Source organism: Streptomyces sp. NPDC050625 (assembly GCF_040654755.1).
GTDB lineage: Bacteria > Actinomycetota > Actinomycetes > Streptomycetales > Streptomycetaceae > Streptomyces.
On sequence record NZ_JBFAIQ010000001.1, the window covers coordinates 233480 to 257434 of the forward strand.

General features: G+C 72.7%; 19 protein-coding genes. 16 read left to right on the forward strand and 3 right to left on the reverse strand.

The window, feature by feature from the left end; all coding sequences use genetic code 11:
• The first annotated feature begins 54 nt into the window (after nucleotides 1–54).
• The 7 genes from AB0I54_RS01145 to sucD all read left to right on the forward strand — a co-directional run bounded on the left by AB0I54_RS01145 (nucleotide 55) and on the right by sucD (nucleotide 10439).
• Entirely contained in the window at nucleotides 55–1212 is a 1158-nt protein-coding gene (locus AB0I54_RS01145; RefSeq protein ID WP_363293750.1) for an AAA family ATPase, read from the forward strand.
• Entirely contained in the window at nucleotides 1209–3680 is a 2472-nt protein-coding gene (locus AB0I54_RS01150) for a DUF5682 family protein (RefSeq protein ID WP_363293751.1), read from the forward strand. The genes AB0I54_RS01145 and AB0I54_RS01150 overlap by 4 nt, the downstream gene beginning before the upstream one ends.
• A complete protein-coding gene (locus AB0I54_RS01155) occupies nucleotides 3677–4855 on the forward strand; it encodes a VWA domain-containing protein (protein WP_363293752.1) in 1179 nt (392 codons plus the stop codon). The genes AB0I54_RS01150 and AB0I54_RS01155 overlap by 4 nt, the downstream gene beginning before the upstream one ends.
• Nucleotides 4856–4995: 140 nt before the next feature.
• Nucleotides 4996–5979, forward strand: coding sequence for a hypothetical protein (locus AB0I54_RS01160; protein ID WP_363293753.1), 984 nt, complete (start codon nucleotides 4996–4998; stop codon nucleotides 5977–5979).
• 175 nt (nucleotides 5980–6154) lie between these two features.
• Complete coding sequence (locus AB0I54_RS01165; protein WP_363293754.1) at nucleotides 6155–7900, forward strand: hypothetical protein; 1746 nt, start codon at nucleotides 6155–6157, stop codon at nucleotides 7898–7900.
• Nucleotides 7901–8347: 447 nt separating this feature from the next.
• Nucleotides 8348–9526 (forward strand): ADP-forming succinate--CoA ligase subunit beta, encoded by a 1179-nt coding sequence (sucC, locus tag AB0I54_RS01170; protein WP_363293755.1) that lies wholly within the window; start codon nucleotides 8348–8350, stop codon nucleotides 9524–9526.
• Nucleotides 9527–9554: 28 nt separating this feature from the next.
• A complete protein-coding gene (sucD, locus tag AB0I54_RS01175; protein ID WP_363293756.1) occupies nucleotides 9555–10439 on the forward strand; it encodes a succinate--CoA ligase subunit alpha in 885 nt (294 codons plus the stop codon).
• A 97-nt stretch (nucleotides 10440–10536) separates the two neighbouring features.
• Here sucD and AB0I54_RS01180 read toward each other — a convergent pair whose 3' ends face one another.
• On the reverse strand, nucleotides 10537–11616 hold the full coding sequence (locus AB0I54_RS01180; protein WP_363293757.1) for a helix-turn-helix domain-containing protein: 1080 nt from the start codon (nucleotides 11614–11616) through the stop codon (nucleotides 10537–10539).
• Nucleotides 11617–11712: 96 nt separating this feature from the next.
• Between AB0I54_RS01180 and AB0I54_RS01185 the strand changes: the two genes are divergently transcribed.
• Nucleotides 11713–13458: a DUF6350 family protein gene (locus AB0I54_RS01185; RefSeq protein ID WP_363293758.1), complete on the forward strand. Its 1746-nt coding sequence runs from the start codon at nucleotides 11713–11715 to the stop codon at nucleotides 13456–13458.
• Nucleotides 13459–13484: 26 nt separating this feature from the next.
• Here the strand turns inward: AB0I54_RS01185 and AB0I54_RS01190 are convergent, their stop codons facing one another.
• Complete coding sequence (locus tag AB0I54_RS01190; RefSeq protein WP_363293759.1) at nucleotides 13485–14264, reverse strand: hypothetical protein; 780 nt, start codon at nucleotides 14262–14264, stop codon at nucleotides 13485–13487.
• Nucleotides 14265–14559: 295 nt separating this feature from the next.
• On the opposite strand from AB0I54_RS01190, the gene purN reads away from it, so the two are divergent.
• Together purN and purH are read left to right on the forward strand one after the other, a co-directional pair.
• Nucleotides 14560–15189, forward strand: a complete 630-nt coding sequence (gene purN / locus AB0I54_RS01195) for a phosphoribosylglycinamide formyltransferase (RefSeq protein WP_363293760.1) — start codon at nucleotides 14560–14562, stop codon at nucleotides 15187–15189.
• Nucleotides 15186–16760 (forward strand): bifunctional phosphoribosylaminoimidazolecarboxamide formyltransferase/IMP cyclohydrolase, encoded by a 1575-nt coding sequence (gene purH, locus AB0I54_RS01200; RefSeq protein ID WP_363293761.1) that lies wholly within the window; start codon nucleotides 15186–15188, stop codon nucleotides 16758–16760. The genes purN and purH overlap by 4 nt, the downstream gene beginning before the upstream one ends.
• A gap of 70 nt (nucleotides 16761–16830) precedes the next feature.
• Here the strand turns inward: purH and AB0I54_RS01205 are convergent, their stop codons facing one another.
• Nucleotides 16831–17439 carry a hypothetical protein gene (locus tag AB0I54_RS01205; protein ID WP_363293762.1) on the reverse strand — a complete coding sequence of 203 codons (609 nt, stop codon included), beginning with the start codon at nucleotides 17437–17439 and terminating at the stop codon, nucleotides 16831–16833.
• A gap of 248 nt (nucleotides 17440–17687) precedes the next feature.
• Between AB0I54_RS01205 and AB0I54_RS01210 the strand changes: the two genes are divergently transcribed.
• From AB0I54_RS01210 to AB0I54_RS01235, 6 genes are all read left to right on the forward strand, one after another.
• Nucleotides 17688–18542 carry a bifunctional methylenetetrahydrofolate dehydrogenase/methenyltetrahydrofolate cyclohydrolase gene (locus AB0I54_RS01210; RefSeq protein WP_363293763.1) on the forward strand — a complete coding sequence of 285 codons (855 nt, stop codon included), beginning with the start codon at nucleotides 17688–17690 and terminating at the stop codon, nucleotides 18540–18542.
• Nucleotides 18543–18549: 7 nt separating this feature from the next.
• Nucleotides 18550–19023, forward strand: coding sequence for a DUF3017 domain-containing protein (locus tag AB0I54_RS01215; protein WP_363294340.1), 474 nt, complete (start codon nucleotides 18550–18552; stop codon nucleotides 19021–19023).
• A 319-nt stretch (nucleotides 19024–19342) separates the two neighbouring features.
• On the forward strand, nucleotides 19343–19810 hold the full coding sequence (locus AB0I54_RS01220) for a helix-turn-helix transcriptional regulator (RefSeq protein ID WP_363293764.1): 468 nt from the start codon (nucleotides 19343–19345) through the stop codon (nucleotides 19808–19810).
• Between the two features lie 270 nt (nucleotides 19811–20080).
• Nucleotides 20081–21289: a DUF2690 domain-containing protein gene (locus AB0I54_RS01225; RefSeq protein ID WP_363293765.1), complete on the forward strand. Its 1209-nt coding sequence runs from the start codon at nucleotides 20081–20083 to the stop codon at nucleotides 21287–21289.
• A 413-nt stretch (nucleotides 21290–21702) separates the two neighbouring features.
• Nucleotides 21703–22692, forward strand: coding sequence for a malate dehydrogenase (locus tag AB0I54_RS01230; protein WP_363293766.1), 990 nt, complete (start codon nucleotides 21703–21705; stop codon nucleotides 22690–22692).
• 133 nt (nucleotides 22693–22825) lie between these two features.
• Nucleotides 22826–23869 (forward strand): hypothetical protein, encoded by a 1044-nt coding sequence (locus tag AB0I54_RS01235; RefSeq protein WP_363293767.1) that lies wholly within the window; start codon nucleotides 22826–22828, stop codon nucleotides 23867–23869.
• Nucleotides 23870–23955 lie beyond the last annotated feature (86 nt).

Sequence of the window (23955 nt, forward strand, 5' to 3'; positions counted from 1 at the left end):
GTGGTGCACGGTTGGTGACAGACCGAACCGGCCGAGCTGGAGGGGGCCTCAGCCATGACTGTGTCCGTGGAAGCAACGTCCGTACAGGCAGGCGAAGCAGCCGATGCGGCCGAAGCACTCGTGAAGGAACCGGCCGAGGCGCTGCGGCCGCACGCCGAGGACGCGTTCGCCGCCGAACTCGCCGCGCTGGCGGCCCAGGACGACCGCCCGCGCCCGGCCCGCTGGAAGCTGTCGCCGTGGGCGGTCGCGACGTATCTGCTCGGCGGCACACTGCCGGACGGCACGGTGATCACACCGAAGTACGTGGGCCCGCGCCGCATCGTCGAGGTCGCGGTCACCACACTCGCCACCGACCGCGCACTGCTCCTGCTCGGCGTGCCCGGCACCGCCAAGACCTGGGTGTCGGAACACCTGGCCGCCGCCGTCAGCGGCGACTCGACGCTCCTGGTGCAGGGCACCGCCGGCACCCCGGAGGAGGCGATCCGCTACGGCTGGAACTACGCGCAGCTGCTCGCCCACGGCCCCAGCCGTGACGCGCTCGTGCCCAGCCCGGTCATGCGGGCCATGGCCGAGGGCATGACGGCCCGCGTGGAGGAGCTGACCCGCATCCCGGCCGACGTCCAGGACACGCTGATCACGATCCTGTCCGAGAAGACCCTGCCGATCCCGGAGCTGGGCCAGGAGGTGCAGGCGGTCCGCGGCTTCAACCTGATCGCCACGGCCAACGACCGCGACCGCGGCGTCAACGACCTGTCCAGCGCCCTGCGCCGCCGCTTCAACACGGTGGTGCTGCCGCTGCCGGAGAGTGCCGACGCCGAGGTCGACATCGTCTCGCGCCGCGTCGACCAGATCGGCCGCCCCCTCGAACTGCCCGCCGTGCCCGACGGCATGGACGAGATCCGCCGGGTGGTGACGGTCTTCCGCGAGCTGCGCGACGGCGTCACCACCGACGGCCGTACGAAGCTGAAGTCGCCCAGCGGCACGCTGTCCACGGCCGAGGCGATCTCCGTCGTCACCAACGGCCTGGCGCTGGCCGCCCACTTCGGCGACGGCATACTGCGGCCGGCCGATGTCGCCGCGGGCATCCTCGGCGCCGTCGTCCGCGACCCGGCGGCCGACCGCGTCGTGTGGCAGGAGTACCTGGAGACGGTCGTGCGCGAGCGGGACGGCTGGAAGGACTTCTACCGGGCCTGCCGGGAGGTGAGCGTGTGAGCGAGTCCGAGTGGGGGCGGGCGTTCGACTCCGGGCCGCTGCTGCTCGGGGTGCGGCACCACGGGCCCGGGTCGGCGCGGGCCGTGCGGGCCGCGCTGGACGCGGCCCGCCCGAGGGTGGTGCTCCTCGAAGGGCCGCCCGAGGCCGACGCGCTGATCCCGCTGGCCGCCGACGAGGACATGCGCCCTCCGGTCGCGCTCCTCGCGCACGCCGTGGAGGAGCCCGGACGGTCGGCCTTCTGGCCGCTGGCCGAGTTCTCCCCCGAGTGGGTGGCCATCCGCTGGGCCCTGGAACACGGGGTCCCGGCCCGCTTCATCGACCTGCCGGCCGCGCACACGCTCGCGTGGGCGAGTGAGGAGGGGGAGTCTCCCGGGGCCGGGGCCGGGGCCGGGGGCGACGCCGATGCCGATGCCATCGACGAGCCCGCGTCCGGGCCCGACGTCCGCGTTGACCCGATCGCCGTGCTCGCCGAGACCGGCGGCTACGACGACCCAGAGCGCTGGTGGGAAGACGTGGTCGAACACAGGGGTGAGCATTCGGGCGCGGCGCTCGCGCCGTTCGCCGCGCTTGAGGAGGCCATGGGGGCGCTGCGGGAGACGTACGGCGCCGGCGGGCACGCCAGGGACCTTGTGCGCGAGGCCCATATGCGGCTCCAACTACGGGCTGCGCAGCGTGAGTTCGAGGACGCTGTAGCCGTGGTGTGCGGAGCCTGGCACGTGCCCGCACTGCGGCAGAAGGCCTCCGTCGCCGCCGACCGGGCCCTGCTGAAGGGGCTGCCCAAGGCCAAGGTGGACATGACCTGGGTGCCGTGGACGCACCGCAGGCTGTCCCGGTCCAGCGGGTACGGGGCGGGCATCGACTCACCGGGCTGGTACGGGCATCTGTTCGGCGCGCCGGACCGGCCGGTGGAGCGGTGGCTGACCAAGGTGGCCGGGCTGCTGCGCGAGGAGGACCGGATCGTGTCCTCGGCGCATGTCATCGAGGCGGTGCGGCTGGCGGAGACGCTCGCCGCGATGCGGGGCCGACCGCTGGCCGGGCTGAGCGAGACGACCGATGCCGTGCGTGCGGTGATGTGCGACGGCTCCGACGTACCGCTCGCGCTGGTGCACGACCGGCTGGTGGTGGGGGACCTGCTGGGCGAGGTGCCCGACGCGGCGCCCGCGGTGCCGTTGCAGCGGGACCTGGCCCGGTTGCAGCGCCGGCTGCGGCTCAAACCGGAGGCGCTGGAGCGGGAGTTGGAGCTCGACCTGCGCAAGGAGACCGACGCCGGACGCAGCAGGCTGCTGCACCGGCTGCGGCTGCTGGGCGTCGGCTGGGGCGAGCCCAGGGAGTCGCGGGGCAGCACGGGCACGTTCCGGGAGACCTGGCGACTGCGCTGGGAGCCGGAGCTGTCGGTGCGGGTCGCCGAAGCCGGGGTCTGGGGCACGACGGTGCTCGGCGCCGCGACCGCCAAGGCCGAGGCGGACGCCGTGGCAGCGCAGGCCCTCGCCGAGGTCACCGCGCTCGCCGAACGGTGTCTGCTCGCCGAACTGCCCGACGCGCTCCCCGTGGTGATGCGGGTGCTCGCCGATCGCGCGGCCCTCGACGCCGACGTCGGCCACCTCGCCCAGGCGCTCCCCGCCCTGGTCCGCTCCCTGCGCTACGGCGATGTGCGCGGCACCGACACGCGGGCCCTCGCCGAGGTCGCCGCCGGCCTCGCCGAGCGGATCTTCGTCGGCCTGCCCCCGGCCTGCGCCGCCCTGGACGCGGACGCGGCCGAGGAGATGCGGCGTCATGTGGACGAGGTGCACGGGGCGGTGGTCCTGCTGGGGGAGGTCTCCGCCGTCGGCCGCGAGGACCCGCCCGCTCCCGGAGCCGGCGACCTGCGCGCCCGCTGGCGCTCGGTGCTGCGCGTCCTGTCCGGGCGTGACACGGTGCCGGGGGTCATCCGGGGGCGGGCCGTGCGGCTGCTGCTGGACGAGGGGGAGCTGGGCCAGGACGAGGCGGCGCGGCTGATGGGGCTCGTGCTGTCCCCGGGGACACCGCCGCCGGACGCGGCCGCGTGGATCGAGGGCTTCGTCGGCGGCGGGGGCGGGATGCTGCTGGTCCACGACGAGCGGCTGCTCGGCCTGGTCGACGCCTGGCTCACCGGGGTGCCGACGGAGGCGTTCACGGACGTGCTGCCGCTGCTGCGGCGGACGTTCTCGGCGTACGAGCCAGGGGTACGCAGAACCCTGGGCGAGCTGGTGCGGCGCGGACCGGGTGCGCGGGGGAGCGCGGCGGCCGGCCGGGGGGCCGGCATACCGGGCTTCGCCCCGGAGCCGGACACCGAGCGCGCCGACGCCGTACTGCCCCTCGTCCGGCTGCTGCTCGGCCTGGCCGAGGAGGAGAAGGCCGCGGGGGACAAGGCCGAGGAGGGGAAGACCGCGGGGGACAAGGCCGAGCGGGAGAAGACCGGCGACAACGACTTCGTGGGGGTGGGCACATGACGACCGAGCCGACAGCGGTGGACACCGCCGACCCGTCATCGGAGCGGCTGCGGCGCTGGCGGCTGGTGCTCGGGGGCGACACGGCCGACGGAACCGGCTGCGCGCTGTCCGGGCAGGACGCCGCGATGGACGGAGCGCTCGCCGCGCTCTACGGCAAGGGGGACAAACCGCAGACGGGCCGGGACCGTTCGGCCGGGCTCGGGGCGTCGGCGCCGTCGGTGGCGCGCTGGCTCGGTGACATCCGGACCTACTTCCCCTCCTCGGTCGTCCAGGTGATGCAGCGGGACGCCATCGACCGGCTCGGCCTTGCCTCCCTGCTCCTCGAACCGGAGATGCTGGAGGCGGTGGAGGCCGATGTGCACCTGGTCGGCACGCTGCTCTCGCTCAACAAGGCGATGCCGGAGACCACCAAGGAGACGGCACGGGCGGTCGTGCGCAAGGTCGTCGAGGACCTGGAGAAGCGGCTCGTCACCCGTACCCGGGCCACGCTCACCGGCGCCCTCGACCGCAGTGCCCGGGTCAGTCGGCCGCGCCACCACGACATCGACTGGAACCGCACGATCGCGGCCAACCTCAAGCACTACCTGCCCGAGTACCGCACGGTCGTGCCGGAGCGGCTGATCGGATACGGACGCGCGGCCCAGTCCGTGAAGAAGGAGGTCATCCTCTGCATCGACCAGTCGGGGTCGATGGCGGCGTCCGTCGTCTACGCGTCCGTGTTCGGGGCGGTGCTCGCCTCCATGCGGTCGATCAGCACCCGGCTCGTGGTCTTCGACACGGCCGTGGTCGACCTCACCGACCAGCTCGACGACCCCGTCGACGTCCTCTTCGGCACCCAGCTCGGCGGCGGCACGGACATCAACCGGGCGCTGGCGTACTGCCAGTCGCAGATCACCCGGCCCGCAGAGACGGTGGTGGTGCTCATCAGCGATCTGTACGAGGGAGGGATACGGAACGAGATGCTGAAGCGGGTATCAGCGATGAAGGCGTCGGGGGTGCAGTTCGTCACGCTGCTCGCGCTGTCCGACGAAGGGGCGCCCGCCTACGACCGGGAGCATGCGGCCGCGCTCGCCGCCCTGGGAGCACCGGCCTTCGCCTGTACGCCCGATCTGTTCCCGGACGTGATGGCGGCGGCGATCGAGAAGCGTCCCCTTCCGATACCGGACACCGTGTGACGCCAGGCGGGAAAAGGGACATGAGTACCCATCGGTAACGGGGGGCTTGCGCAACCTCGGGCGTGCCGTGCGAGGATCGGGCTCGCCCGCGATGTGCCAACTCGTCACGTGTTCCGCCGCACGGGAGGACCCGTCCCCTCTTGACCTCAGCAGCAGTCCAGCCCGCCACCGGCGTGCGCGTGTTGCGCACGGCGGCGGGACGACGTGCCCTGCAACTGGGGCTGCTGATGGCCGGTCTGTTCGCGCTCGGAATCCTCTGCGGGGAGCGGGCGCACGCCGCGGAGGGGACGCCGACGGGTACCTCACCCACCTCGGCCGCCTCCGTCACGTCGGCCGCCTCCGCCTCGTCGGTCGCGTCCGTGTCGTCGGCCGTGACGGATGTGACGAACGTGGCGGACGCGGTGCGGGCCACTCCGCGGAAGGCACCGACGAAGAGCGTCGTAGGGGCAGTTGCCGACTCGGTCACCGCCCCGGTCACCGCTCCGGTGGAGCACACCGGTCGCCGCGCGGTGGCCGCCGTGCCCGCGGTGGACCAGGACGCCGTCGCGTCTGTGACCCGTCGTGCCACGCGCCCGGTCGGGGACCTGGTGGGCGCCGTGACGCAGCAACTGGACACGGTGCGCGGCAAACTGCCTGCCCTGCCCGCGACTCCCTCGCTGCCAGGGCTTCCCGGACTCCCCGGAATGTCCGAGCTGCCCGGCCGGTTGCTGCCGGCGCCGGTCACCTCGGCCCCCGGGACGACACAGCACGGCGCGGCTCGGCCGGCTGCCGTGTCCGGTGAGGACCTCGGGGGCACCACGGCCCGTACGCCGAAGCCCGTGAGGAACGGCGCGTACGGACCGGACCTCACCGCCGCCACCCCCGCACCGCGTTCCGCGGCGCACGCCGACGGTCATCGCGCCGCGGCCCCCGTCACCGCCCCGAGCAGCCCCGCGCCGACCGGCGACCAGGGCGGCGCGCTGGGCAAGTCGGCGGTCGACAACGGCTCTCCGAGGCACGGTGACGCACACGCCGTCACCCTGAACGACCGGGCGCCCCTGCGGCTCGCGCCCGGTGCCGCCGCGCGCGTCGACGCGGCCGGGACCCGGGACAGGCACCGGGACATTCCCATCTTCCCCGGCTAGGACACCACGGCCACCTGCCCGCCGTGGACCTGTCGCGCGGGGGCGGAACAGGTCTGCCCGACCGTCCGGACACCCCTCCGAACTCCGGACGGCCCGAGTCCCAGTCGCACTTCCGGCGTCCTCGCAGCCCCTGCGGCTCCGACGTCCGGGAATCCCTTAAGGATCTGACGCACGCATGAACAAGAACATCCGCCGTTCCATCGTCATAGCCGCCGGAGTGACCGGCGCGTGGGCGCTCGGCTCGACCGTGGCCAGCGCCGACGAACTGCCCGCCTCGTCCCTGTCCGTCTCCGACACGACCTCCGGCCTCACCGGGACGGTCGACGGTGTCGTGTCCGACGTGCAGGACACGGTCACCGGTGTCACCGGCGGCGTGACCTCGACGGCCCAGAAGACCACCCAGAACACCACCACGAACACCACCGCGAAGGCGAAGTCCACCGTGTCCGACACCCGGAGCAAGGCGGCCGGGGCCGGGCAGACGGCCGCCACCGCCGCCCACACCGCCACCGGCACGTCCACCGCCACCGCCGACCAGGCCCGCCGCTACGTGGACGCCAAGGTCAGGGGCGCCCAGGCCATCAACGGCGCCCGGGCGGCCCGTGCCGCGCAGGCCACGACCCACCACGGGGCCGTCGAGGCGAGGGCGGAGGCGGCCGCCACCGTCTCCGACGCGTCCTCCCCGCAGGACGAGATCGACTACCTGTTCGGCCCGCTGTCCTCCTTCGCCCCCGAGGTGGAGGAGGCCCTGGCCGCCGCCCAGACCAAGCTCCAGGCCACCCAGGCGGCCGCCCGCAGCCAGGCCCAGGGCGTCGACGGAGCCGTACGGACGAAGGCCGCGCAGACCGTGGCCACCGCGGGCCGCACGGGCCAGGGCGCGCTCGCCGGCGTCCGGGGCCGGGCCGCCGACGCCACGTCCGCCGCCCAGGCCTCCGTGTCCTCCGTGCCCGCGCACCTCACCGGCACCATGACGGCCGTTCCCGGCACGGTCACCACGGTCGCGTACGAGACGGCCGCCGAGGCCTGCCCGCCGGTCGCCGCCGGCGCCGTGCACGGAGCCGTCCCGGTCGCCGGGTACGCCGTCCAGGGCGTCCAGCCGGTCGCCGGGGGCGCGGTCACGGGCGCGCAGGGCGTGGCCACGGGCGCGGTGAACGGCGTGACGCCGGTGGTCACCGCTGCCGTGCACGGGGTGACGCCCGTCGCCGGGGACGCCGTCACGGGCGTGCAGGGTGTCGCCGCGGGTGCCGTGGCCGACGTGCGGCCGGTCGCCGGCGGGGTCGTCGCCGACGTGCCGCCGTACGCCACCGGTGTGGTCGGGCAGGTCGCCCAGGACGGCACACAGGCCGTGCTGCCGCCCGTCGCCGGCACCGCCGTGCACGGGGTCGTGCCGGTGGCCGGGCAGGCGGTGGCGGACGCCCAGCTGCTCGGGTACGGCGTCGTGGGTGACGTCCACCCCTTCGCGGACGGCGTCGTCGGCGCCGTACCGCCGCTCGCGCAAGGTGTGACCGGGCAGGTGGGCCCCTTCGCGCAGGGCGTGGCGGAGGAGGTCCCGCCGTTCGCGCACGGGGTGAGCGGTGCCGTACAGCCCGTCGTCGACACCGTCACCCGGACGGCGCAGCCGGTCGCGGGCAGCACCACGACGCTGGCGTACGACGTGACGGGCGACGTCGCCCCGTTCGCGTACGGCGTGGCCGGTGAGGCCGACCCGTTCGCCCACGGTGTCGCCCAGCAGGCCGCGCCCTTCGCGCAGGACCTGGCGGGCGGCACCGTCCAGGCCGCCGGCCCGCTCGCCGGGCACGCCGTGTACGGCACGGCGGGTGTCGCCGATTCCGTGGCCCCGTCTCAGGTCGGGCACACGGGGTACATGAACACCTTGCACACCCTGCACAACGTGCACGACGGGCGCACCCAGGGCATCTGACCCGGGGCAGCTGACGCAGGGCAGCTGAGGCGCCCCGTCCCGACCGGCTCCGTGGGGAGGGAGGTATCGGACGGCCGAATGCCGTCGGCGCGTCGGACCGACACCTCACGGATGGGGTCGGCTGGTCCCCATTGGGGTGGGGATCAGCCGCCCCGGGCCCTTCCGGGCCGCTCCAGAGGCCTCACCGGGTCAACCCCAGCCCGGTGAGGCCTCGCCGTTTCGGCACGCCGTGCCAGCGATTACGGCATCATGTGACAGGTATCACCGCTCACGTGTGACCCGCGATTTAGAGGCCTCCCGCAAGCAGAGATAACCTGCGAGACGGACATGCCGCGCGCTCGGACACCGTGTGCGCCCCCCTAGTGACACATGCGGACGTCACGTTGCCCTTCGCGGCACGCCCACGCATCCAACGAACCGCGAGATCACTGATAGGGACGGAAGCGCGTGGACCTGTTCGAGTACCAGGCGAGGGACCTCTTCGCCAAGCACGATGTACCGGTGCTGGCCGGTGAAGTCATCGACACGCCTGAGGCGGCGCGCGCGATCACCGAGCGGCTGGGCGGCAAGTCGGTCGTCAAGGCGCAGGTGAAGGTCGGTGGTCGCGGCAAGGCCGGCGGCGTCAAGCTGGCCGCCTCCGCGGACGAGGCCGTCGCCCGCGCGACGGACATCCTCGGCATGGACATCAAGGGCCACACGGTCCACAAGGTCATGATCGCGGAGACCGCTCCGGAGATCGTCGAGGAGTACTACGTCTCCTTCCTCCTCGACCGTGCCAACCGCACCTTCCTCTCCATCGCCTCCGTCGAGGGCGGCATGGAGATCGAGGAGGTGGCGGCCACCCGCCCGGAGGCCGTCGCCAAGACCCCGATCGACCCGATCGACGGTGTGGACGAGGCCAAGGCCCGCGAGATCGTCGCGGCCGCCAAGTTCCCGGCCGAGGTCGCCGACAAGGTCGCGAACGTCCTCGTCACGCTGTGGGACACCTTCATCAAGTCGGACGCCCTCCTCGTCGAGGTCAACCCGCTCGCGAAGGTCGCCTCCGGTGAGGTCATCGCCCTGGACGGCAAGGTGTCGCTCGACGACAACGCCGAGTTCCGCCACGACTGGGACGAGCTCCACGACAAGGCCGCGGCCAACCCGCTGGAGGCCGCCGCCAAGGAGAAGAACCTCAACTACGTCAAGCTCGACGGCGAGGTCGGCATCATCGGCAACGGCGCCGGTCTCGTCATGAGCACCCTGGACGTCGTCGCGTACGCCGGTGAGAACCACGGCAACGTCAAGCCCGCCAACTTCCTGGACATCGGCGGTGGCGCCTCCGCCCAGGTCATGGCGAACGGCCTGGAGATCATCCTCGGCGACCCGGACGTCAAGTCGGTCTTCGTCAACGTCTTCGGCGGCATCACCGCCTGTGACGAGGTCGCCAACGGCATCGTGCAGGCCCTGAAGCTGCTGGAGGACCGCGGCGAAGAGGTCACCAAGCCGCTCGTCGTCCGTCTCGACGGCAACAACGCCGAGCTGGGCCGGCAGATCCTCACGGACGCCAACCACCCGCTGGTGCAGCGCGTCGACACCATGGACGGCGCGGCGGACAAGGCCGCCGAGCTGGCCCACGCCGCCAAGTAAGCACTCAGGACGAGGACACCAACACACCATGGCTATCTGGCTCAACAAGGACAGCAAGGTCATCGTCCAGGGCATGACCGGCGCCACGGGCATGAAGCACACCAAGCTCATGCTGGGCGACGGCACCCACGTCGTGGGCGGCGTGAACCCGCGCAAGGCGGGGCAGACCGTTGACTTCGACGGCACCGAGGTACCCGTGTTCGGCACGGTCGCCGAGGCCATCGAGAAGACCGGAGCCAACGTCTCCGTCATCTTCGTGCCGGAGAAGTTCACCAAGGACGCGGTCGTCGAGGCCATCGACGCCGAGATCCCGCTGGCCGTCGTGATCACCGAGGGCATCGCCGTGCACGACACGGCCGCCTCCTGGGCGTACGCCGGCAAGAAGGGCAACAAGACCCGCATCATCGGCCCGAACTGCCCCGGAATCATCACCCCGGGTCAGTCGAACGTCGGCATCATCCCGGGCGACATCACCAAGCCGGGCCGTATCGGCCTGGTCTCGAAGTCCGGCACGCTGACGTACCAGATGATGTACGAGCTGCGTGACATCGGCTTCTCGACGGCCGTCGGCATCGGTGGCGACCCGATCATCGGCACCACGCACATCGACGCCCTGGCCGCCTTCCAGGACGACCCCGACACCGACCTGATCGTCATGATCGGCGAGATCGGCGGCGACGCCGAGGAGCGGGCCGCGGCCTTCATCAAGGAGAACGTGACCAAGCCGGTCGTCGGCTACGTCGCGGGCTTCACCGCCCCCGAGGGCAAGACCATGGGCCACGCCGGCGCCATCGTCTCCGGTTCGTCCGGCACCGCCCAGGCGAAGAAGGAGGCCCTTGAGGCCGCCGGCGTCAAGGTCGGCAAGACGCCGACCGAGACGGCGAAGCTCGCCCGCGAGATCCTGAACGGCTGACGTCCCGGATCACGGCCGGAAGGGCCCGCACCCTCACGGGGGTGCGGGCCCTTCCGCATGCCGGGTGCGCACGGTTCACATGCCGGGTGCGCACGGTTCACCGGGGCAGTGGCAGCACCCTCTCCGGTCCGCGGGCCGCCGCCGACCGCAGCTTCGCCTGCAGCTTCAGCTCGGCGCCGGACAGCGGACCCAGCGCGGCCCTCGGCGGCACCCCGCGAACCGCCTGTGCCGGGGCGAGCGGTGCCTCGTACCGGGTCGGCGCGGTGCGCAGCGTGAGTGAGGTCGCGCCGATGATGGCGACCGTGAAGGCGATGGCGGCCCGGGTCCAGAACCGGGTCCTTTGTTCGCCGACGGTCCGTACCGTCGTCGGCTGCGGCGCCCGCAGCCGTTCCGTGGAGGCGAGTTCGGCCAGCCGCCGGTGGAGCGCGACGGGGTCCGACAGCTCGGGCAGGTGCTCGGCCAGCGCGGCCCGCGCGTGGGTGAGCCGGTTCGCCGCCGCCGGTGTGCTCGCCTCCGTCTCCGCCGCGGTCTCGGGCAGGTTGAGGCCGACGCCGTCGTAGAGCAGCAGCGTGCGGCGGTACGACGGCGGCAGCTTCAGGAGCGCGTGCAGCAGGGTGCGGTCGCCGGCGTCGGCGGGCGGTGGTTCGGGGTGCCGGTAGCGCGGGCGGAAGGAGTGCCAGGGGGAGAGGGCGTACTCGTACGCCGTCGCCCGCACCCAGCCCGCCGGATCGCGGTCCTGGGCCACCTGCGGCCATTGCTGCCAGGCGAGTTGGAAGGCACGCTCCACGGACTCGCGGGCCAGCTCGCGCCGCCCGGTGAGCAGATACGTCTGGCGTACGAGGGCGGGGGCGCAGAACTCGTACAGGGCGTCGAATGCCTGTGCGGGCGTCAGGGAGGGGGCCGCCGGGGCGGGGATCACGGGCTGGGGCGCGGTGTCCTCCACGGCGTTCGCCGTGTCGGCCGCGTCCGCCGTGTCTGCCGCGAGCGACGCCAGCAGTTGGGCGTACGCCTCCAGTCTCTCTGCCTTCGGGGTGGTCCGGCCGGTCTCCCACGCGCGTACGGTCGCGCGGCTGACGCCGATACGCTCGGCGACCTGAACCTGCGTCAGCGACCGGGACTCGCGCAGGCGTCGGCGTTCCTTGGGCGGTGGCAGCGGGCTCTCGGGGCTCTGTGTCACAGTTCGCCCCTTCGTACGAAAAAGTACATAAACATATATTGAGCGACACTTCGGGTGTTCGCCCGTTACGACGGAAAAGCGCGTGTCGTTGGGAGCATGGCGGTCGTGCCCCAGATGACCGCTCGCCAGATGACCGCTCGCCGACTGTCGTTGGCACCCCTGCTCACCCGGTTGCGGGACCGGTCCCCGGGACTGGGCGCGAGCGTTCTCGAAGGTGCGCTCGCGGCCGGGCTCGGGCTCGGTTCGTTCGCCGTGCCCGTGATGGTGCTGTGGATCAGCTCGCCCTACCCCGACAGCGGGCCGGGCAGCGCCCTGCACATCGCCGGCGCGCTGTGGCTCCTCGCGCACGGAGTCGAGCTGGTGCGCGTCGAGACGCTCTCCGGCGCCCCCGCGCCCATGGGCGTCACCCCTCTGCTGCTCCTGGTGCTGCCGGTGCTGCTGGTGTACCGGGCGGCACGGGACGCGGTGGACGCGCCCATCGAACCCGAGGGGCCACCGCCGATCGACGCGCGGACCGCGTGGGTGGGCGTCGTCCTCGGCTATGTCGCCGTCGGAGTCTGCGCCGCGCTGTACGCCTCCGGCGGTGCGCTGCGCCCCCAGTGGGGGTGGGTGGCGGTGTGTCTGCCGCTCGTCGCGACGGGGGCGGCGGGCGCCGGGGTGTGGACGGCGTACGGCCGTCCGCGCGGGCCGCTGCTGAGCGCGCTGGTGCTGCTGCCCGGGGTGCTGCGCCGGCGGCTCCTGGGGCCGGTCGGCCGGGCGGGTCTGGTCGCGGCCGTGCGGGCTGCCGGCGCCGGGACGGTGGTGCTCTTCGGGGGCGGGGTACTGCTGCTCCTGGTGTCGCTGGTGGGGCACGGCGGGCCGGCGCGCGCGTCCTTCGGTCAGCTGACCGAAGGCTGGTCGGGACAGTTCGCCGTCCTGCTGCTGTGCGCGGCCCTGGCCCCCAACGCGGCGGTGTGGTCGGCGGCCTATGCCCTCGGCCCCGGCTTCGCGCTCGGGACCGGGCACCTGGTGTATCCGCTCGCCTCGAACCCCGCGCCGCTGCTGCCGCCGTTCCCGTTGCTGGCGGCGGTGCCGGTGGCGGGTGCCGGCACGCCGCTGAACTGGGCGGCCGGGGTGGTGCCGGTGGTGGCGGGGGTGACGGTGGCGTGGTTCACGGTGCGGGTGGCCGTGCGGCGAGGAGAGCCGGGGGACGGCGCGGGGAAAGTGTGGCGCAGGGTGCCGGGCTGGTCGGCGGCGCGGACCGCCGGGGCCGCGGTGCTGGCGGCCGGGGTGTGCGCGCTCGCGTTCGCGACGCTCGCCGAGCTCTCGGGCGGGCCGCTCGGGGTCGCCGCGCTCGCCCGGTTCGGTCCGGTGTGGTGGCAGGCGGGGTTCGCCACGGCGGCCTGGATCACGGTCGTCGCCGTTCCGGTGGTGCTGGGGCTGCGGGCCTGGCGGCTGCGGACCTGGCGGCTGCTGGGCCTCCGGTCCCGGGAACCCGGGGCGGCACCGGTCGTCCCGGCCGGGAGGCTGCCGGCGCAGCCCGCGTCGCCTCCCGCGCACGAGCCGCACACCGAAGAGGCGCACGACACGACGGATGCGCCCGGCACGAGGGATGCGGCCGGCATGCGGGAGGCGGCCGGCGCGGAAGGCGCGTACGACAGGGAGGACACGTACGACGGGGAGGACGCGTACGACTTTCTGCCCGTCGACGACACGGAAGCCGCGTACGGCTTCCTGCCGGTCGGCGACCCGCCGGGCCTCTCCTGGCACGACGACGCGGCACGCGCGGCGCGCTGGGCTGCCCTCAAGGAGGCCTCGGCCCAGCCGGCCGCCCCGGACGCCCCGGACGCGGAGAGCGCGTGAGGGGCCCGGCGCCGGGCGACCCGGGGTCAGCCGTTGCCGGTCCCCAGCAGCCCGCGCAGCTCGTGCGGCAGCAGTTGGCTGCAGGACTGCTTGGCCTGGTTGGTGAGGGCGTCGTTCACACAGGTGTAGTAGTCGCGGTAGACCAGCTGGGCCGTGAAGGTCGCCGCGACCAGGGCGAGCGCCAGGGACGCCGTGACCAGGCCGCTGACGGCCGCCGTGGTCTGGGGGCGGCCGGTCTGCTGGGCCGCGGGGGTGTCCGGGTCCGGGGTGCGGGGCTTGGCGCGCAGCGCGCTCACGCCCCAGTAGATGGCCAGGGAGCCGAGCAGCAGGGCCACGTAGGGCCAGCTGAAGAGGGCGAAGAAGAAGGCCCACATGCCGCTCAGGAGCGCGTAACGGGCCCGGCGCTGGGCGGGGTCCGTGGGGTCCCAGCGCATGCCCGGCCCCGGACCCTGGCCGGGGCCGCCGCCCGGACCCTCGGGACCGCCTCCGGGGCGCTCGCCGAAACCGCCGGGGGAGCGGCCCGGCTGGCGGTCGCTCCACTGGTTGCCCCAGGGGGAGTCGTGTTCGTCGGAGGATCCCGGTGCGGGGCGCCGCGGCTGCCACGGGCGGTCCGGGGTGCCCTCCGGCGGTGGCGCGAACGGGTTGTCGTCCTGCGATGCGCCGCCCTGCCCGTCGCCTTCGCCGTTCTCCCGGCCCGAGGGTGCCTCGGGGGGCGAGGCCGGCCGCTCGCGCAGCAGGGCGCCACGCTCCCCTCCCAGCGCCGACTGCGGGGGGAACGTGAGAAGTCGCAGGCTGCGGTCCGGCATCAAGTGAGCGTCTTCCCCTAGATGAATACGGCTGGTACGACCCGTCTGACGTGAGCTTTCACTGGGTGAACGCGCCGCACGGCGACCGCGTTCCCGAGCCCGCTCCCTCCCAGACGCTACCTTCCGGCCACACACCCGTCCCGTGGGGGCCCGTTCCGTGTGCCGGTATCGTTGCTGACGGTCGGCCGCTTCGTAGACTTCCCCGTATCCAGGGGCGCGAAGCATTCGTACGAATACACAAATGATCGTACGGTTCCGGCCCCCGTAAGACGCTCCCCCGAGAAAGGGCCCCACCGTGGCCGCCAAGCCCGTGGCCAAGCGCCTCGTCGTGCTGGTCTCCGGATCCGGCACCAATCTGCAGGCGCTCCTCGACGAGATCGCGCGCACCGGAAGCGAGGCCTACGGCGCCGAGATCGTCGCGGTCGGCGCCGACCGCGACGGCATCGAGGGGCTGGCGCGGGCCGAGCGGGCCGGGCTGCCGACCTTCGTGCGGAAGGTGAAGGACTACGGGACACGGGAGGAGTGGGACGCCGCGCTCACCGAGGCCGTCTCCGCCTACGAGCCCGACCTGGTCGTCTCCGCCGGGTTCATGAAGATCGTGGGCAAGGAGTTCCTCGCGCGCTTCGGCGGGCGGTTCGTCAACACCCACCCGGCTCTCCTCCCCAGTTTTCCGGGGGCCCACGGCGTACGGGACGCGCTCGCGTACGGCGCCCGGGTCACCGGCTGCACCGTCCACTTCGTCGACGACGGCGTCGACACCGGACCGATCATCGCTCAGGGCGTGGTCGAGGTCCGGGACGAGGACGACGAGAGCGCTCTGCACGAGCGCATCAAGGAAGTCGAGCGAAGGCTGCTCGTCGAGGTCGTGGGGCGGATCGCCCGCAACGGCTATCGCATTGAGGGACGAAAGGTAGTTATCCAGTGACCGCCACCGCCGAGAGCAACAAGCGGCCCATCCGCCGCGCGCTCGTCAGTGTCTACGACAAGACCGGACTCGAAGAGCTCGCCCGCGGGCTGCACGAGGCCGGTGTCGAACTCGTCTCCACCGGCTCCACCGCCTCCCGTATCGCCGCCGCCGGCGTCCCCGTCACCAAGGTCGAGGAGCTCACCGGCTTCCCCGAGTGCCTGGACGGCCGGGTCAAGACCCTGCACCCGAAGGTCCACGCCGGGATCCTCGCGGACCTGCGCCTGGAGGACCACCAGCGGCAGCTGGCCGAGCTGGGCGTCGAGCCGTTCGACCTGGTCGTCGTGAACCTCTACCCGTTCCGGGAGACCGTCGCCTCCGGCGCCTCGCCCGACGAGTGCGTCGAGCAGATCGACATCGGCGGGCCGTCGATGGTCCGCGCCGCCGCCAAGAACCATCCGTCCGTGGCCGTGGTCACCAGCCCCGCCCGCTACGCCGACGTCCTCCACGCGGTCAAGGAGGGCGGCTTCGACCTCGCCACCCGCAAGCGGCTCGCCGCCGAGGCCTTCCAGCACACGGCGTCGTACGACGTGGCGGTCGCCTCCTGGTTCGCCTCCTCGTACGCCCCCGTCGACGAGTCGGCCTTCCCGGACTTCCTGGGGGCCACCTACGAGCGCAAGAACACCCTGCGCTACGGCGAGAACCCGCACCAGCCCGCCGCCCTCTACACCGGCGGCGGCCCGGCCGGCGGTCTCGCCGAGGCCGAGCAGCTGCACGGCAAGGAGATGTCGTACAACAACTACACGGACACGGACGCCGCGCGCCGTGCCGCGTACGACCACGACGAGCCGTGCGTCGCGATCATCAAGCACGCCAACCCCTGCGGGATCGCGGTCGGCGCGGACGTGGCCGAGGCGCACCGCAAGGCGCACGCCTGCGACCCGCTGTCGGCGTTCGGCGGCGTGATCGCGGTCAACCGCCCGGTGTCGAAGGAGATGGCCGAGCAGGTCGCCGAGATCTTCACCGAGGTCATCGTCGCGCCCGACTACGAGGAGGGGGCCCTGGAGGCCCTCGCCAAGAAGAAGAACATCCGCGTCCTGAAGGCCCCGGACGGTCCCTGCAACAGGGTCGAGGCCAAGCACATCGACGGCGGAGTCCTCCTCCAGGTCACCGACCGCCTCCAGGCCGACGGCGACGACCCGGCCAACTGGACGCTGGCCACCGGCGAGGCGCTGTCCCCCGAGGAACTGGCCGAGCTCGCCTTCGCCTGGAAGGCCTGCCGGGCCGTCAAGTCCAACGCCATCCTGCTCGCCAAGGACGGCGCCTCGGTCGGCGTCGGCATGGGCCAGGTCAACCGGGTCGACTCCGCGAAGCTGGCCGTGGAACGGGCCGGTGCCGAGCGCGCCCAGGGCTCGTACGCCGCCTCCGACGCGTTCTTCCCGTTCCCGGACGGCCTGGAGATCCTGACCGCGGCCGGCGTCAAGGCCGTGGCCCAGCCCGGCGGTTCGGTCCGCGACGAACTGGTCGTCGAGGCCGCGAAGAAGGCAGGCGTGACGATGTACTTCACGGGCACGCGCCACTTCTTCCACTGAGCGCACAAGGGCCGTGTCCCCCCGTCCGGGGTGGGACACGGCCCTTGGCTGTGTGTTGTGCTGTACCGGCTCAGTACTTCGGGCGGTTGAACCATGTCGAGGCCGCGCCGTTGACCATCGCCGCGAGGACGATGCCACCGATGGCGAGGGAGATGATGCCGCCGAAGGTGGCCGAACCGCCCGCGCCGTTCACGATGTTGACCAGGCTGCCCAGGATCATCAGTGACGAGTACACGATCGTCGTGATGCGGATGCCGCTGCCGCCGTTCTTGAACTTCACGCCGAGGAAGATCGACAGGCTGCCCAGCGCCAGCATCAGCAGGGCGATCAGGACGATCACGCCGGTCGCCGCGCTGGTGTCGTCACCGGAGCCCAGGGCGTTGGAGCCGTCCTGGAGGGCGGCGCCGGCGATGCCGATGACGACGCCGGCCAGGAACTGGAAGCCGGCCACGACGAACAGCAGCACGCGGGCGGTCTTGATCAGGCCCGGCATCTCCATCGGCATGCCGTAGCCGTACGGCTGCTGGACCGGCGGGGCGGCGGGGTAGCCGTAGCCGGGCTGGGCGGGGGGAGCGGTCGGGTAGCCGTACCCGGGCTGGCCCTGCGGCGGCTGGGGCGGGTAACCGGGCTGCTGGCCCTGCGGCGGGCCATAGGGGTTGTTCGGGTCGCCGAAGCTCATGGCGGTCTTTCCTCCGTTGCTCAAGTGCGGGGACGCAGCGCGGCACGGTGCGGAGGAGAGTTCTACAGATGCGGTCCGTCCCCCCGGTACTGCCCGCGGCACTGTGTGCTCATCGTTCTTTAGCAGGCTCTTACTTGTCCAGCCGCATTCGCTATGTGTTGTGCAAGTGCAACATCATTGATCATGAGGTGTCCAAGGTCCGGACCCCGGATTGGAACCCGGAGCCCGTCATCCGCGAGGATGGGGACATGACCGCCCAGATTCTCGATGGCAAGGCCACCGCAGCCGCGATCAAGTCCGATCTGACCGCCCGCGTGGCGGCGCTGAAGGAGAAGGGCGTCACGCCCGGCCTCGGCACGATCCTGGTCGGGGACGACCCCGGCAGCCAGAAGTACGTCGCCGGCAAGCACCGCGACTGCGCGGAGGTCGGCATCGCCTCCATCCAGCGCGAGCTGCCGGACACGGCCACACAGGAGGAGATCGAGGCGGTCGTACGCGAGCTGAACGAGGACCCGGCCTGCACCGGCTACATCGTCCAGCTGCCGCTGCCCAAGGGCATCGACGAGAACCGGATCCTGGAGCTGATGGACCCGGACAAGGACGCCGACGGCCTGCACCCGATGAACCTCGGCCGTCTCGTGCTCAACGAGCCGGCCCCCCTGCCCTGCACCCCGAACGGCGTGCTGACCCTGCTGCGCCGCTACGGCGTGGAGATCAAGGGCGCCGAGGTCGTGGTCGTCGGCCGCGGTGTCACCATCGGCCGCCCGATGCCGCTGCTGCTCACCCGGCGCAGCGAGAACGCGACCGTGACCCAGTGCCACACCGGCACCCGTGACCTCTCCGCCCACCTCAGGCGCGCGGACATCATCGTCGCGGCCGCCGGTTCCGCCCATCTGGTCCGGCCCGAGGACGTCAAGCCGGGCGCGGCCGTCCTCGACGTCGGCGTCTCGCGCAGCGCCGAGGGCAAGATCGTGGGCGATGTCCACCCGGACGTGGCGAAGGTGGCCGGGTGGATCTCCCCGAACCCGGGCGGCGTGGGTCCGATGACCCGTGCGCAGCTGCTCGTCAACGTGGTCGAGGCGGCGGAGCGCAGTGCCGGCTGAGGACGACATCCACACCCCCAAGGCTCCCGCGGACGCGGAGCCGACGGTCCGTGACGCGATCAGCGCGCCGGACGCCGAGGGCCACCCGAGGCGGACCACGCGCCGATTCCCGCTGTTCACCCGGGACACCGCGCGCCCCGAGGGCGGCGGCCGGGCCGCGTCCGGCGACGCCCCGGCGCCCGCCCGCCAGTGGCCGATGCTCGTCGTGCTGTCGGCGGTCGCCATCGGCCTGCTGCTGGCCGCGCTCGACCTGTTCCGCTACGGGACCCTGCTGATCGGCGCCGCCCTGCTGGCCGGTGCGGTGATGCGCTGGGTCCTGCCGAGCGTCGGCATGCTCGCCGTGCGCTCCCGCTTCACGGACATCGTCACCTACGGCGTACTCGGCCTGGCGATCGTCCTGCTGGCGATGATGGCCCAGCCCAAACCCTGGCTGGAGATCCCGTTCCTGAAGGACACCCTGCATTTCACGATGGAGAACTAGGTTCACCACGCGACCGTGGCCCGCACCCTCCCCCGAGGGGTGCGGGCCACGGTCGTTCTCAGGGCGCCGGGCTCCAGGGAGGGGAGCTCCGCAGCGGAGGCCCGCCCCCTCCCCCGAACGGGGACGGACCGCCGCCACGACCACACTCCTGCAGCGGGAACGCCCTGTTCAACGCCTGTCAGTGCGCTGTGGCACGGAGGTGACCGTTCCGCTACGTGACCGGACCCTGGTCACAGCCATGGGAACCGACCGGCCGCCCGGCATCGTCACCGATCAGAGCGGGCGAATCGAAGAGCCGAAGGATGCCAGGAGGTGCACAGTGGGCTGCTGGCAGCCGCTGCCGGACGAACTCCCGCCGGAAGTACGGCACTTCGTCGAACATCTGCGGCTCCTCAAGGACAGCACCGGCCTCAGCCTGGTCGCGCTGGGCGCGCGCACCGCGTACAGCAAGTCCTCCTGGCAGCGCTACCTCAACGCGGTCCAGCCGCCGCCCCGGCAGGCCGTCGAGGCACTGTGCCGGGTCGCGGGCGTGGCCGGCGCAGACGCCGAACGGCACACCGTGCGCTGGGAACTCGCGGTCAAGGCCTGGCCCCGCCCGGCGACGGCACCCGAACGCTCCGGGGGACCCGCCGGCACCGAGGCGTACGAGGACGACCCCACGCTTCCCTGGTGGGACCGGCCGGAGGAGCGACCGCCCCGCCCGGCCGGACGCCTACTGCTGTCCGCGGTGTTACTCCTGCTTCTCCTGCTCCTCGTCGTGGTCGTCGGTGCCGTGGTCTTCGGCTGACGGCCGACCTGGGCGCCCGTTGCCCACTCGATCGGGCTAACGTGTCCAATCGGGACGGTCCGTTGGACCGCGCGGCGATCGGCGTGCAACGGTGCATGCCCAAAGGGCCCTTTGCTCCCGTGCGCCCCCTTCCCGGGAACTGCGATCCTTAGGGGACGCATCCCCGTGGGTAGCCAGAACGGGGACTGGCGGAGGGCACCACGCGCACGTGGCACAGGGGAAGGCGCGGGGAAAAGAACAGCACCAACAGGGGGGAAAGAGGGGGATTCGATGCCTCGTTGGAAAGCCTTGCCGGATGAACTCGATCCGCAGGTCAGGGAGTTCGCAAGCCAACTGCGGCGGCTCGTGGACCGCAGCGGGCTGAGCATCGCGGCGCTGGCCGACCGCACGGGCTACAGCAAGACGTCCTGGGAGCGTTATCTCAACGGCCGGCTGCTCGCGCCCAAGGGTGCGATTGTGGCGCTGGCCGAGGTCACCGGCACCAATCCCATTCACCTGACGACCATGTGGGAGCTCGCCGAACGTGCCTGGAGCCGTTCGGAGAACCGCCACGACATGACCATGGAGGCGATCCGGATCTCCCAGGCGCGCGCCGCGCTCGGGGAGTTCGGCGCACCTCCCGCCGCCGCCAACGGGAACAAGACGGCCCGTAAGGGCGGCAGCGCCACGGTCAGCCCCGGGATCGCGGGACCGGCTGGCGTGTCCCCGACGATCCCGTCCCAGCCGACGGCACCCGACGCCGACGCCCGGGAGGAGGCCGGGAAGCCCTCCGCGCCGAGCGGCCCCAACTCCTGGGGGATCGCCGGGTACGAGGGCCCGTCGCAGGCGAGCCGTCGGCCCTCCGGCCAGGCGGCGACGCCCGAGTCCGCGGGACCGGCACCGGCGCAGGCCTCCCCGGACGGCCCCGGCCGGACCACGGCCGATCCGGGTCCGTACGGCGAACCTCCCCAGGCTCCGCGCCCCGGCGGCCCCGCCGGCGCGGGGAGCGCGGGCAGGCGGCGGCTGACGATGTTCCTCGCGGGCGTCGTCGGCGCGGCCGTCGTCGTGGCCGCCGTCTTCTTCTTCACCAGGGGCGGCGACAAGAAGAACGAGGGCTCGGCCAAGTCGCCCTCCCCGTCCGCCAGCACCAACGCCAGCCTGCCCGCCGGGGTCAAGTGCAGCGGCGCGGGCTGCACCGGCAAGGACGCGGAGAGCATGGGGTGCAGCGGCGACCTGGTGACCACCGCCAAGTCCCTCGCCGTCGGCGCGGTCGTCCTGGAGGTCCGCTACAGCAAGACCTGCGGCGCGGCCTGGGGGCGGATCACCGGGGCCGCGCAGGGGGACCAGGTCCGGGTCACCGTGGGCAAGGTCAAGGAGACCGGCGACATCACGACCCCCGGTGACACCATCGCTTACACGCCGATGGTGGCCGTGAAGGACGCGGCCGAGGCGAAGGCGTGCGCCACGCTGGCGTCGGGGCAGACGGGGTGCACCAAGTAGCGGGGCAGACGGGGTGCACCTACGGGATGCACCCAGTGGCGGGGCGGACGGGGGGACGGCCGGAAATCGATCCCGTGAGGCATGCATGGCCGGCCGGATCCCGGGCACGCGAACGGTACCCCCACGGGAGTCCGGTAACCGGTACCCCCAACCGGCGGCCGCCTTCGTCTCACCTCTCCCGGACGGGCGGCCGCCTCCTTTTTGTCACTCTGTGGGACGGGCCACACCCACCCGGCCGTGCGGGATGCTGGAGGCGCGATAGCCTGACCGCTGGATCTCTCTTGACGCCAAGAGATCGATCATTCATACCCGTGATCGATCATCGCGGCGGGCATCCGGCCACAAGCCGGGGCGGGGATCCCGTACCCCAGGGGCAGGGACGCCCCACCGCCAGCTGTCATACGGAGAACGCCATGACCCGCACTCCCGTGAACGTCACCGTCACCGGCGCGGCCGGCCAGATCGGTTACGCCCTGCTCTTCCGCATCGCCTCCGGCCAGCTGCTCGGCGCGGACGTGCCGGTCAAGCTGCGCCTTCTGGAGATCACCCCGGCCCTGAAGGCCGCCGAGGGCACGGCCATGGAGCTGGACGACTGCGCGTTCCCGCTCCTGCAGGGCATCGACATCAGCGACGACCCGAACGTCGCCTTCGACGGCGCCAACGTCGCCCTCCTCGTGGGCGCCCGCCCGCGCACCAAGGGCATGGAGCGCGGTGACCTGCTGGAGGCCAACGGCGGCATCTTCAAGCCGCAGGGCAAGGCCATCAACGACCACGCCGCGGACGACATCAAGGTCCTGGTCGTCGGCAACCCGGCCAACACCAACGCCCTGATCGCCCAGGCCGCCGCGCCGGACGTACCGGCCGAGCGCTTCACCGCGATGACCCGCCTCGACCACAACCGCGCGCTGACCCAGCTCGCGAAGAAGACGGGCTCCACGGTCGCCGACATCAAGCGCCTGACCATCTGGGGCAACCACTCCGCCACCCAGTACCCCGACATCTTCCACGCCACGGTCGCCGGCAAGAACGCCGCCGAGGTCGTGAGCGACGAGAAGTGGCTGGCCGAGGACTTCATCCCGACCGTCGCCAAGCGCGGCGCCGCGATCATCGAGGCCCGTGGCGCCTCCTCCGCGGCCTCCGCCGCCAACGCCGCCATCGACCACGTGTACACCTGGGTCAACGGCACCGCCGAGGGCGACTGGACCTCCATGGGCATCCCGTCGGACGGTTCCTACGGCGTCCCGGAGGGCCTGATCTCCTCCTTCCCGGTCACCACCAAGGACGGCAAGTACGAGATCGTCCAGGGCCTGGACATCAACGAGTTCTCCCGCGCCCGTATCGACGCCTCCGTCCAGGAGCTCGCGGAGGAGCGCGAGGCGGTCCGCTCCCTCGGCCTCATCTGAGCCGACCGGCAGACCGTTTCTGTCACGAGCCCGCACGGGCCCTGTTCCGGTTTTCCTCCGGAACGGGGCCCGCGCCCGTTTTCGCCGCTACCGTCAAGAGCGGTACGCGGCACGGTGATTCGGGGGGTTCGCGATGAGCGAATGGGACAGTGGCGGTCAGGACGGCCACAGCGCGGGTTCGGGGCCGGAGCGCGAGCCGAGCGAGGAGAGGGGCCAGGCCGCGTGGTCCGCGCCCGAGCCGGACTCCCCGCCCCCGTGGGCGTCGGCGCAGACCCGTACGGCCTCGGCACCGCCCCCGCCGCCACCTCCGTGGGCGTCCGCCGAGACGCAGGTCGGCACGCCGGCACCCGTGTTCCACACACCGCCGCAGATGCCGCCACCGGCACAGCCCCAGCCGCAGCAGCCGCACCAGCACCAGCAGCCTCAGGCCTGGGCTCCGTCCTTCCCGGCTCCGCCCTACACCACCCAGCCCGGCGCCCCGCGGCGCGGCCCCGGCCGGGTGCTCCTCGTGCTCACCGTCATCGTCGTCGCCGCGGGATCCGCACTCGGCGTCTGGTTCCTCAACCGCGACGACGGCACCGGAAACGGGGCGAGCCCTTCCACGAGCGTGTCCGCCGGAGCCTCGACACCGGCGACCTCGCTCCCGTCACGGACCCCCGAGAGCCCGCAGGACACCGCGCAGGAAACCCCGTCGGCCTCGACCCTCGCCTCTCCGCCCGCCGCCGGCTACCGCACCGCCCGGGACCCGGTCGGCTACACGCTCAACGTGCCCGACGGCTGGACCCGCCGGCAGAAGCAGGGCGAGAAGGCCGCGGTGGTCTTCTACGACTCCCCGTCCGACGGCCGCCAGCTGCAGATCTTCGAGCTGTCGGAGTCCACCCCGGCCGAGTCCCTGGACCTGGCCGAGAACGACTCCACCTACGGCTACTCCAGCCAGCCCGGCTACCAGGCGGGCGACCGCACCTCGGGCGACACCTGGGTCGAGCTGTCGTACCGCTACGACGACAAGGACAAGGGCGCCCGCCAGGTCATCGACCACCGCTTCAAGGCAGCCGACGGCACGCTCTACGCGATCCGCTCCAGCGGCCCCGAGGAACTGTCCCCCGACCAGATCCGCGATCCCCTCGCCGCAGCGGTGACGTCCTTCTGCCCGACGAACTCCCAGTGCGGCGGCTGACCGCCCCGCCGCCGGCGCCGCGAGCTTCCAGGTAGCCGAGGCGCAGCCGGGGGTGCGCGGCGCAGGACTCGACGAGGGCGGCGCCG

Excerpts from the sequence above, each read along its gene's own strand:
- AB0I54_RS01145 (WP_363293750.1), top strand. The coding sequence starts at position 55 with ATGACTGTGTCCGTGGAAGCAACGTCCGTACAGGCAGGCGAAGCAGCC.
- AB0I54_RS01155 (WP_363293752.1), top strand. The coding sequence starts at position 3,677 with ATGACGACCGAGCCGACAGCGGTGGACACCGCCGACCCGTCATCGGAG.
- AB0I54_RS01165 (WP_363293754.1), top strand. The coding sequence starts at position 6,155 with ATGAACAAGAACATCCGCCGTTCCATCGTCATAGCCGCCGGAGTGACC.
- sucD (WP_363293756.1), top strand. The coding sequence starts at position 9,555 with ATGGCTATCTGGCTCAACAAGGACAGCAAGGTCATCGTCCAGGGCATG.
- AB0I54_RS01185 (WP_363293758.1), top strand. The coding sequence starts at position 11,713 with ATGGCGGTCGTGCCCCAGATGACCGCTCGCCAGATGACCGCTCGCCGA.
- AB0I54_RS01190 (WP_363293759.1), bottom strand. The coding sequence starts at position 14,264 with ATGCCGGACCGCAGCCTGCGACTTCTCACGTTCCCCCCGCAGTCGGCG.
- AB0I54_RS01205 (WP_363293762.1), bottom strand. The coding sequence starts at position 17,439 with ATGAGCTTCGGCGACCCGAACAACCCCTATGGCCCGCCGCAGGGCCAG.
- AB0I54_RS01210 (WP_363293763.1), top strand. The coding sequence starts at position 17,688 with ATGACCGCCCAGATTCTCGATGGCAAGGCCACCGCAGCCGCGATCAAG.
- AB0I54_RS01225 (WP_363293765.1), top strand. The coding sequence starts at position 20,081 with ATGCCTCGTTGGAAAGCCTTGCCGGATGAACTCGATCCGCAGGTCAGG.
- AB0I54_RS01230 (WP_363293766.1), top strand. The coding sequence starts at position 21,703 with ATGACCCGCACTCCCGTGAACGTCACCGTCACCGGCGCGGCCGGCCAG.
- AB0I54_RS01235 (WP_363293767.1), top strand. The coding sequence starts at position 22,826 with ATGAGCGAATGGGACAGTGGCGGTCAGGACGGCCACAGCGCGGGTTCG.